Annotated in this window: 11 protein-coding genes; 5 read left to right on the plus strand and 6 right to left on the minus strand. The window is 72.1% G+C overall.

What is annotated here, in order from left to right; translation table 11 throughout:
* Nucleotides 1-655: peptidylprolyl isomerase (locus KME77_RS27405; RefSeq protein WP_219471830.1), on the minus strand; the 655-nt coding region annotated here is incomplete at its 3' end.
* A 157-nt stretch (nucleotides 656-812) separates the two neighbouring features.
* Between KME77_RS27405 and KME77_RS27410 the strand changes: the two genes are divergently transcribed.
* Nucleotides 813-1,439, plus strand: a complete 627-nt coding sequence (locus tag KME77_RS27410) for an FMN-dependent NADH-azoreductase (RefSeq protein WP_219471831.1) — start codon at nucleotides 813-815, stop codon at nucleotides 1,437-1,439.
* Complete coding sequence (locus tag KME77_RS27415) at nucleotides 1,436-1,750, plus strand: DMT family transporter (RefSeq protein ID WP_219471832.1); 315 nt, start codon at nucleotides 1,436-1,438, stop codon at nucleotides 1,748-1,750. Before KME77_RS27410 ends, KME77_RS27415 begins: the two co-directional genes overlap by 4 nt.
* A gap of 9 nt (nucleotides 1,751-1,759) precedes the next feature.
* Here KME77_RS27415 and KME77_RS27420 read toward each other — a convergent pair whose 3' ends face one another.
* Entirely contained in the window at nucleotides 1,760-4,402 is a 2,643-nt protein-coding gene (locus KME77_RS27420; RefSeq protein WP_219471833.1) for an FHA domain-containing protein, read from the minus strand.
* Between the two features lie 141 nt (nucleotides 4,403-4,543).
* Entirely contained in the window at nucleotides 4,544-5,032 is a 489-nt protein-coding gene (locus tag KME77_RS27425; RefSeq protein WP_219471834.1) for a MarR family winged helix-turn-helix transcriptional regulator, read from the minus strand.
* A 72-nt stretch (nucleotides 5,033-5,104) separates the two neighbouring features.
* On the opposite strand from KME77_RS27425, the gene KME77_RS27430 reads away from it, so the two are divergent.
* Entirely contained in the window at nucleotides 5,105-5,509 is a 405-nt protein-coding gene (locus KME77_RS27430) for a nuclear transport factor 2 family protein (protein ID WP_219471835.1), read from the plus strand.
* Nucleotides 5,506-6,018: an SRPBCC family protein gene (locus KME77_RS27435; RefSeq protein ID WP_219471836.1), complete on the plus strand. Its 513-nt coding sequence runs from the start codon at nucleotides 5,506-5,508 to the stop codon at nucleotides 6,016-6,018. Before KME77_RS27430 ends, KME77_RS27435 begins: the two co-directional genes overlap by 4 nt.
* 52 nt (nucleotides 6,019-6,070) lie before the next feature.
* Here KME77_RS27435 and KME77_RS27440 read toward each other — a convergent pair whose 3' ends face one another.
* Both KME77_RS27440 and KME77_RS27445 read right to left on the minus strand, forming a co-directional pair.
* Entirely contained in the window at nucleotides 6,071-6,580 is a 510-nt protein-coding gene (locus KME77_RS27440) for a hypothetical protein (RefSeq protein WP_219471837.1), read from the minus strand.
* Nucleotides 6,581-6,750: 170 nt separating this feature from the next.
* A complete protein-coding gene (locus KME77_RS27445) occupies nucleotides 6,751-7,710 on the minus strand; it encodes a helix-turn-helix domain-containing protein (protein ID WP_219471838.1) in 960 nt (319 codons plus the stop codon).
* Nucleotides 7,711-7,781: 71 nt separating this feature from the next.
* On the opposite strand from KME77_RS27445, the gene KME77_RS27450 reads away from it, so the two are divergent.
* Nucleotides 7,782-8,105 carry a cupin domain-containing protein gene (locus tag KME77_RS27450; protein WP_219471839.1) on the plus strand — a complete coding sequence of 108 codons (324 nt, stop codon included), beginning with the start codon at nucleotides 7,782-7,784 and terminating at the stop codon, nucleotides 8,103-8,105.
* A 6-nt stretch (nucleotides 8,106-8,111) separates the two neighbouring features.
* On the opposite strand, the gene KME77_RS27455 is transcribed toward KME77_RS27450, so the two are convergent.
* Nucleotides 8,112-8,729 carry a GNAT family N-acetyltransferase gene (locus KME77_RS27455; protein WP_219471840.1) on the minus strand — a complete coding sequence of 206 codons (618 nt, stop codon included), beginning with the start codon at nucleotides 8,727-8,729 and terminating at the stop codon, nucleotides 8,112-8,114.
* Between the last annotated feature and the right edge of the window lie 98 nt (nucleotides 8,730-8,827).

The raw sequence follows: 8,827 nt of genomic DNA on the forward strand, positions 1-8,827 counted from the left end.
GGCCGTCGGGGGTCGGCTCGATGCCGCCGGCGGCGATCCGGTCCAGCGCGGCCAGCCCGGCGACGTCCACGGTGCCGAAGACGGTGTAGTTCGGCAGCAGCCCCGAATCGCCGTACACCAGGAAGAACTGGCTGCCGTTCGTGTCCGGCCCGGCGTTCGCCATGGCCAGCACACCGCGCGCGTACGTCTTGCGCGCCCCGGTCGTGTCCCCCGGCCACGGCGGCAGGTCCGTGGGCAGTTCGTCCTTGTACCGATATCCCGGCCCGCCCTCGCCGGTGAAGCTGGGGTCGCCGCACTGCAGCACCTTCAACCGGTCGTAGGCGGTCAGCCGGTGGCAGGAGGTCACGTCGTAGAACCGGTGCCGGATCAGGTGCGCGAAGCTCTGCACGGTGCACGGCGCCTTGGCCGCGTCGAGGGTGAGCCCGATGTCGCCGTGGTTCGTCCTCAGGACGGCGGAGACGGGCCGGGTGGGGGTGCGGCGCGGGTCCGGCGGCAGCGGCACCTTGCGCACGGCCGGGTCGTCGGGCGTCTCGGTGTACTGGCACGGGCCCTTGGTGACCTTCGGCGGCCGGTCCTCGCCGGCGGACGCCGGTGGCGCGAGAACGACCAGGCAGCTCGCCGCCACCGCCAGTGGTAACCCTGCTCTACGGATCATGAATCCCTCCTTCGCCGAACGGTCTAGTCGATCTCGACCGCGCCGTCAACCATCAGTGAACGCGACCTGTTCGGACGCGCATCACGGTTGCATGTGGACACAGCGTCCGTTTACAGTGAAGCGGACAGTGTGTCCACATACTTGGAGGAGCGGAAACATGCTGCTGCACCTGGACGCCAGCGCGCGGCGCGCGTCGTTCTCGCGGAAGTTGTCGAGCGTGTACGCCCGGACATGGCGAACCGCCCACCCGCAGGCCGCCTACGTCTACCGCGACCTGGCCGCCCAGCCCCCGCCCCACATCGGCGAGGCGTGGACGGAGCTGTGCGACCACATCCTGAAGCACGAGATAACCGATATTTCGCGTTATGAGGAGGCGGTGCGCACCCCCGCCCGGCGCGAGGCGTGGTCCGTCGTGAAGCCGCTGCTCGACGAGGTGGTGGCGGCCGAGGTGATCCTGATCGGCACCCCGATGTACAACTACTCGATCCCGTCCGCGCTCAAGGCCTGGCTCGACCAGATCACCTTCCCCAAGATGTCGCTGGAGGGCCGCTCGTTCGTGGTGACCAGCGCCCGCGGCGGCGCGTACGGGCCCGGCACGCCCCGCGAGCCGTACGACCACCAGGAGCGTTACCTGCGCGACTTCTTCCGGGGCCACTTCCGGGTCGAGGACGTGCGGTTCATCCACGCCGAGCTGGTCAACGCCCGCCTCGACCCCTCGCTGGCGCACCTGCGCGAGCGGCACGAGGAGTCCCTGGCGGCGGCGATCGAGGAGGCGGCCCGGTGAGCTGGCTGACGCTGCTGCTGGCGGGGCTGATCGAGGTGGCGTGGTCGCAGAGCATCAAGCCGACGCACAACTTCACCAGGCCGCTGCCCACCCTGGTCTGCCTGCTCCTGATGGCCGCCGCCGTCTGGCTGCTGTCGCGGGCCATGAACACGCTGCCGGTCGGCACCGCGTACGCGGTGTTCACCGGCATCGGGGCCGTGGGCGCGATCACCCTGGGCATCGCGCTGAACGACGACCCCGTCTCCGTGGGCCGGATGGCGGCGCTGGCGCTGATCGTCGGCGGGATCGTCCTGGCCCGCGTCACCGCCTGAGCGCGAACGTCACCTGCCGCGCATCACCGCCGGCTCGTGGCGGCGCAGCATGCGGGCCACCAGGAAGGAGCAGACGACGGCGAGCAGGGCCAGGACGCCCATGTCCAGGATCCAGGTGCCGAAGTCCTGCTTCCACAGGGGGTCCGGCGGGTCGGAGATGTGCGGGATGAGCTGGCCCACGTCGAGCGTGCCGGCCAGCGCGGCCAGCGCCCATCGGGCCGGCACGAGCCAGGACAGCTGCTCCATCACCGGCTTGCCGTCCAGGTGCACCAGCGCCCCGCAGAAGACGAGCTGGACCAGGGTGACGAGGACGAGCAGCGGCATGGTCGTCTCGCTGGTCCTGGCCAGCGCGGAGATGAGCAGGCCCACGGTCATGGCGGTGAACGACAGCAGCGCCACGGCGAGCGACAGCTCGGTCATCGGCGCCGTGAACACCCCCTTGTCGTACGTCTTGACGTTGAACATCGCCACCCAGGTCAGCACCACGCCCTGCGCCACGGTGATCAACCCGAGCACGAGCAGCTTGGAGCACAGATAGGCCGACCTGGACAGGCCGACCGCCCGTTCTCGCTGGTAGATGGCGCGTTCCTTGACCAGCTCGCGCACCGCGTTAGCGGCGCCGGTCAGGCAGCCGCCGATGCACAGGATCAGCAGCAGGTTCGCGGCGTTTCCGTTGCTGTTCGGCGGGCCCATCAGGTTGCCGGTCGGCACGACCCGGGCCAGCAGGCCCATCATGACCGGCAGGATGACGGTGATGCCGAGGAACAGCCGGTCGGAGGCGATGCCGCGGCAGTAGCGGCGCACCAGCGTGCTGAGCTGCTCCGGCCAGCTCTGCTGCTTCGGCGGCAGCTCCCGCTGCACGGCCTGCCGCATCGCGAGCGGCTGGATCAGGTCGGCCGCGATGTACTTCTGGTACGCCGGTGAGCGCGCGTACTCGCCGGCCCAGTCCCTGGACGGGTCGTCGAAGGCCAGGAACACGTCCGCCCAGTCGGTGAAGCCGAGGAACGGCAGCGCCTCGTCCGGCGGGCCGAAGTAGGCGATCTTCCCGCCCGGCGCCATCACCAGGAGCCGGTCGCAGATGCCGAGGTTGGCGACGCTGTGCGTGACGACGGCGACGGTGCGGCCGTCGTCGGCCAGGCCGCGCAGCATCTGCATCACCGACTTGTCCAGCCCCGGGTCCAGGCCGGAGGTCGGCTCGTCGAGGAACAGCAGCGACGGCTTGGTCAGCAGCTCCAGGGCGACGCTGACGCGCTTGCGCTGGCCGCCGGACAGCGAGGAGATGCGGTTGTCCTTGCGGTGGTCCAGCCCGAGCTGGTCGAGGACCTCGTCCACGCGCGCCTTGCGCTCGTTCTGCCTGGTGTCGTCGGGGAAGCGCAGCTCCGCGGCGTACAGGAGGGCGCGGCGCACGGTGAGCTGGCTGTGCAGGATGTCGTCCTGCGGCACCAGGCCGATCCTGGAGCGCAGCTCGGCGTAGTCGCGGTAGAGGTCTCGCCCGTCGTAGGTGACGACGCCCTGGTCGGCGGGGCGCAGCCCGGTGAGCGCGCGCAGCAGGGTGGACTTGCCCGAGCCGCTGGGGCCGATGACCGCCAGCAGGCACTTCTCGCCCACCGGGAACGTCACGTGGTCCAGCAGCACCTTGCCGTCGCCCACGGTGACGGTGAGGTCGTGCGCCTGGAGGCAGACCTCGCCCGTGTCGGCGTACTCCATGAGCGTGTCGCCGACGAGCTGGAACGTCGAGGGGCCGATGCCGATCAGGTCGTTCGGGGTGATGCGCTCGCGCTGCACGCGGCGGCCGTTGACGTAGGTGCCCATGCGGCTGCCCACGTCGACGATCTCGTGGACGCCGCCGGCGATGCGCAGCTCAGCGTGCCGCCGGGACACCATCAGGTCGGTGACGACCATGTCGTTCTCGGGCGCCCGGCCGATGCGCACGACCTGCGTGTCGGCCAGGGTCCTGACGGCGGCCGGCTGACGCCACTGCCCGGTGCGCTGGAACCGCAGCGTGGGCGTCGGCCCCTGGGACGAGGGCGCGGGCGGAGGCGGGTAGGCGGCCGGGGGCACGGATGGGGGCGGCGCCTGGTAGGCGGCCTGCGGCGCGGTCCGCGGCGGAGCTTGCGGCGGGACCTGGGGCGGGACCGCCGGGCGGGGCGTATGGGGCGGCCCCTGAGGAGGGGGCGCCTGACGCGGGATCCGCAGCGGCGCGACCGGGCCCTGCGGCGGCGGGACCTGCGACGGGATCTGTGACGGGATCTGTGATGGTGGCGGCATCGGCGTCTGGGACGGGGTCCGCGACGGTGGCGGCACCGGGGTCTGGGACGGCGCCGATGCCTGCGGCGGGATCGTGGCCGACGCCTTGGGCGGGGGCGCGTGGAAGCTGATGAGCCCGCCCCCCTGCGGGTCGCCGAGATTGACCCTGCTCCCCGGCCCGACGACGATCCGCTGGACGCGGCGGCCGCCCTCGAACGTGCCGTTGCGGCTGCCCGCGTCCTCCAGGTTCCACCGGCCGTCCTCGAACCAGATCACCGCGTGCGTACGCGAGACCCGATCGGCGGTGACGACGACGTCCGACCTCGGGTCGCGGCCCAGCCGGTAGGGACGGCCGGGATCGAGGGTCACGGTCACGCCATGGCCTTCGACGACTAACTGCGTCACGAGACCGCCTTTCTCATGGAGGACGGGGTGCCCCGTCGTCGAGCCCCGAACAGTTGACCGTAGACACGGTCTCCCATGGAAGGCACCGTTTCACGAATTTCGACAATGTTCGCACAGTGGGCCTTCACGTAAGAGGCGGCATCACTCCTCCAGCCTGGCCAGGAGCTTGGCGAGCAGCGCGGAGAGGTGCTCGCGCTCGGTGTCGGCCAGCCCGGCGGTCAGGCGTTCCAGGCCGGCGACGTGATCGGCCAGCGCCCGTTCCAGCAGCGCCTTGCCGCCGCCGGTGAGCCGGACCCGCACGCCCCGGCCGTCGCTCGGGTCGGGGGCGCGGCACAGCAGGCCCGCGGCCTCCAGGCGGTCCACCCGGTTCGTCGTCGCGCCCGGGGACAGCAGCAGGGACGCGGCCAGCTCCCCCGGTGACAGGTCCTCGCCGCCCCGGTAGAGGGTGGCCAGCACGTCGAACTCGCCGCGGTTGAGCCCGTGCGGGCGCAGGGTGGCGGCGATCATCGCGTTCACCCGCGCGTCCGCCCGGGACAGGCGGCCGAACAGGGCCATCGGCGCGGCGTCGACGTCCGGCCGGCGAGCCGCCCACTGCCGCACCATCAGCTCCACGGGATCAGAGTCAGGCATGCAGGTATTTTGACATCAAAACAGATTCGTGCAACTGTTTCCACGTCGAAATACTTTCCCTGAGGAGATGCGATGTCCCCTCGTAACGTCCGAATCGTCCACGACTTCTACGACGCGCTCACCCGCGGCGACCTGGAGGCGGCCGGTCGCGCCCTGGCGCCCGACTCGGTGCTGCACGTCCCCGGCCGCAGCGCCAACACCGGCGACTACATGGGCCGGGACGCCGTCATCGGCTTCGTCGCCGACGCCGCCGCCCTGACCAAGGGGACGCTGAAGCTGACCGTGCACCGGGTGCTGGCCGACGACGAGCAGGCCGTCGCCCTGGCCACCTACACCGCCATCCGCCCCGGCCACCCCGTCCCGCTGGAGAACAACCTCGCGCACGTGATCACCCTGCGCGACGGGCTCATCGCCGAGTCGTGGCTGCACAGCCGCGACCAGTACGAGGTGGACGCCTTCTGGGGTGAGCGGCCATGACCACGCTGACCAGCGTCCGGACCGTCAGCGCCGATCCCGCCCTGGCCGCCCGGATCTTCCTGGACTGGTCGCAGGACCCGCGCTGGCGCGACCAGGTCCGCCGCATGACCGTCGAGCCGGCCGGCCCCGCCGTGACCGGCCAGCGGATCGTGGAGGAGCTGAGCTTCGCCGGGCTCACGTTCGTCACGCCGACGCGCGTCGAGCACGCCGACGGGGCCGAGGCCCGCTACCGGGGCGGCAGCGGGGTGGTGTCGGTGCGCGGCTCACGCGCGGTCACCACCGTCTCCCCGGGGTCCTCCGGCTCTCCCGATTTGCCTGGCTCCCCCCGCGAGGTGCGGCTCACCGCGACCCTCGACGTCAGTCTGCGCGGCCCCCTCCGTCCGCTGACCGCCCTGCTCGCGCCCTCCTACCGGCGGCTGCAGGAGGCCGACCTCGACCGGCTGGCGGAGCTGATCGTCCTGCTGGACGGGCGTTCCCGGGAGGGCTCCGCGCCCCGGGCGACGGGGTGAGCCGCGCACGGGCCCGTGACCGCGACGACGGGTCCGTGCGCGGCGGTCGTGATCAGTAGTAGCCGGTGATGAGCGCCGAGTTGAACGTGCGCGTCTGCCCGTTGCGGGGGTCGCGCAGCACGATGCGGCCGAACAGCTCGTCGATGTAGCCGTCGAAGTACCCGTCGTCCTCGTTGAGCTGGCTCCAGGTCGCCACCCGGTCGAACTCGGCCGACAGCCCGCCGTCCCACGCGCTGCTCCAGGTGACCGGGACCGAGACCAGGCTGTTGTCGAAGGCCGGGTCCTGGCCGATGATCTTGGCGGAGAACTCCTCGCCGGGGCCGTCGATGATGGCCTGGGCGTCGGCGCGGCTCATGTGCACGTCGATGCCGAGGTGGACGTTGATGTTCCCGTCGTCCAGCCGGTCGAGGCTGAAGCACAGCGCGAAGCCGGTGCCGCTGTTGCACTTGTTGACGGGGTTGGGCTCGGCCGACGCGGGCGCCGTCAGAAGGGCGGCGGCCGCGGTCACGGCCGACAGGACGATCAGCAGCCGGCGGATCGCGGGACGATGGACGGTGGTCATGGGCTGGCTCCTTAGGTGGGGGCGACCCGAGTGTGCTGTTCCGTCTCCCTTTTTTGCGTTCCATCGCGTTCCATCCCGTTCCATCGGCCCGCCCCGCCGGGGCGCGGCCGTCACAGCGCGGCTCAGCGGCGGTACGGCTCGGTGGCAGTACAGCTCAGTGGCGGTACGGCTCAGTGGCGGCCGAAGGAGCGGCGGTAGGCGCCGGGGGTGGTGCGCAGGACGGCGTGGAAGCGCCGCCGCAGGTTCGCGGCCGTGGACAGCCCCACCCTGGCGGCGATCGTCTCGACCGGGAGGTCCGTCTCCTCCAGCAGGGCGCGGGCCGCCGTGACCCGCCGCTGGAGCAGCCACCGGCCGGGGCTGACGCCGAGCTGACCGGCGAACCTGCGGGCGAGCGTACGCGGTGAGACCTGCGCCCGCCCGGCGAGGTCGTCGACGGTGAGGGGCTGGTGCAGCCGTTCGGCGGCCCAGTCGAGGACCGGGGCGAGGGAGTCGGCGAGGCGGTCGGCGCGGTCGGCGCGGTCCGGCTCGGCGTACTGGAGCTGCCCGCCCTCGCGGTGCGGCGGCATGACCATGTGCCGGGCGATCCGCTCGGCGTGCGCGGCGCCGTGGTCGGCGCGGACCAGGTGCAGGCACAGGTCGATGCCGGCGGCGGTGCCCGCGCTGGTCGCCACGTCGCCCAGGTCGACGTACAGGGTGTCGGGCTCGACCTCGACGCGGGGGAAGCGGGCCGCCAGCTCGGCGGCCATCCGCCAGTGGGTGGTGGCCCGGCGGTGGTCGAGCAGCCCCGCCTGCGCCAGCAGGAAGGCCCCCGAGCAGATCGCGACGACCCGCGCCCCGCGTCCGTGCGCCGCCCGTACGGCGTCGATGACGGCCGGCGGGGCGGGCTCGTCGGGCCGCTGCCAGCCGGGGATCACGACCGTGTCGGCGGCGGCGAGCGCGGGCAGGCCGTCGCTCACCGCCATGTCGTAGCCGGCCAGGGTCGGCACCGCGCCGGGACGCTCGGCGCAGACGCCGAAGGTGTACCGGGACGTCAGCCCGGGGCGGCGCACCCCGAACACCTCGGCCGCGCACGCCAGCTCGAACGTGGACTGCGGCGCCAGGACCAGCGCGACCACCCGGTGAACGTTCATGGCAGAAATGTATCTGAAGGCGTCGATCCGGACACTCGTCGGCGGGCGACGCCGGCGGCCAGGATGGGGCCATGACGCATGAACCCGATGACATCCAGGTCCTGCTGGCCGACGAGGTGGAGGCGGTGGAGGTGGTCCCCGGCATCGTCCGGCGGCGGCTGGTCGCCACCGACTGGGCCCGTGGCTGGATGTACGACTTCGCCCCCGGGACCGAGTGGCCCGAGGTGGACGTGCACGACTGCGAGGAGCGCTATTTCGTGATGTCAGGGGAGTTCATCGACCGGGGGCGGCGGCTCGGGCCCGGCAGTTACGTCGTGTTCGCGCCGGGCAGCTCGCACCGGCCCCGCACGGAGACGGGCGCCCGCATGCTGGGCATCAGCATCATCGCGCGATGAGGCCGGTCACGCCCGGCCGTCCCCGGCGGGGCCTTCGCCGTCGGCGGGACGCTCACCGCCGGTGAGGCGTTCGCGGCCGGCCGCCCGCCACTCCGGCGCGAGCACCGACCAGATCTCGACGTCGTGCCGCCTGCCCCGGTGCACGTAGCTCTCCCGCAGCACGCCGTCCCTCGTCATCCCGAGCCGGCGGGCCACCGCGACGCTGGCGCTGTTGGCCGCCGCGACCTGCCACTCCACCCGGTGGACGCCGCGCTCCTCGACGGCCCAGTCGATGATCGCGCGCACGGCCCTGGTGACCAGCCCCTTGCCGGCCGCCGACGGCTCCAGCCAGCAGCCCGCCTCGGCGGTGCCGTGCCCGAGGTTCATCGTGCGGAACAGCACCCCGCCGACCAGCTCGCCGTCCGTCCAGATGCCGTAGATCCGGCCGGTGTCGGTCGCGGCCTTCTCGGCGTACGAGTGGAGGACGGCACGGCTGGAGGCCAGGTCCGTGACGGCGTCGGCCAGCCCGATGTACTGGCCGATGAACTCCCGGCCCCGGTTCATGTGGGTAAGGAACTCCTGCGCGTGCCACGGCTCCAGCGGCCGCAGCTCCGCGCCGTCGTCACCCAGGGATACAGCGAACATCGTCCCCCACAACGGCTCAAAGCGTTCTGCTCACGGGATCTTCTCACGAGTTGACGGCTAACGTTGTTAGCCGTAGCGTAATGGCTAACAACGTTAGC

The sequence above is a fragment of the Nonomuraea rhizosphaerae genome, assembly GCF_019396405.1.
GTDB classification, from domain to species: domain Bacteria; phylum Actinomycetota; class Actinomycetes; order Streptosporangiales; family Streptosporangiaceae; genus Nonomuraea; species Nonomuraea rhizosphaerae.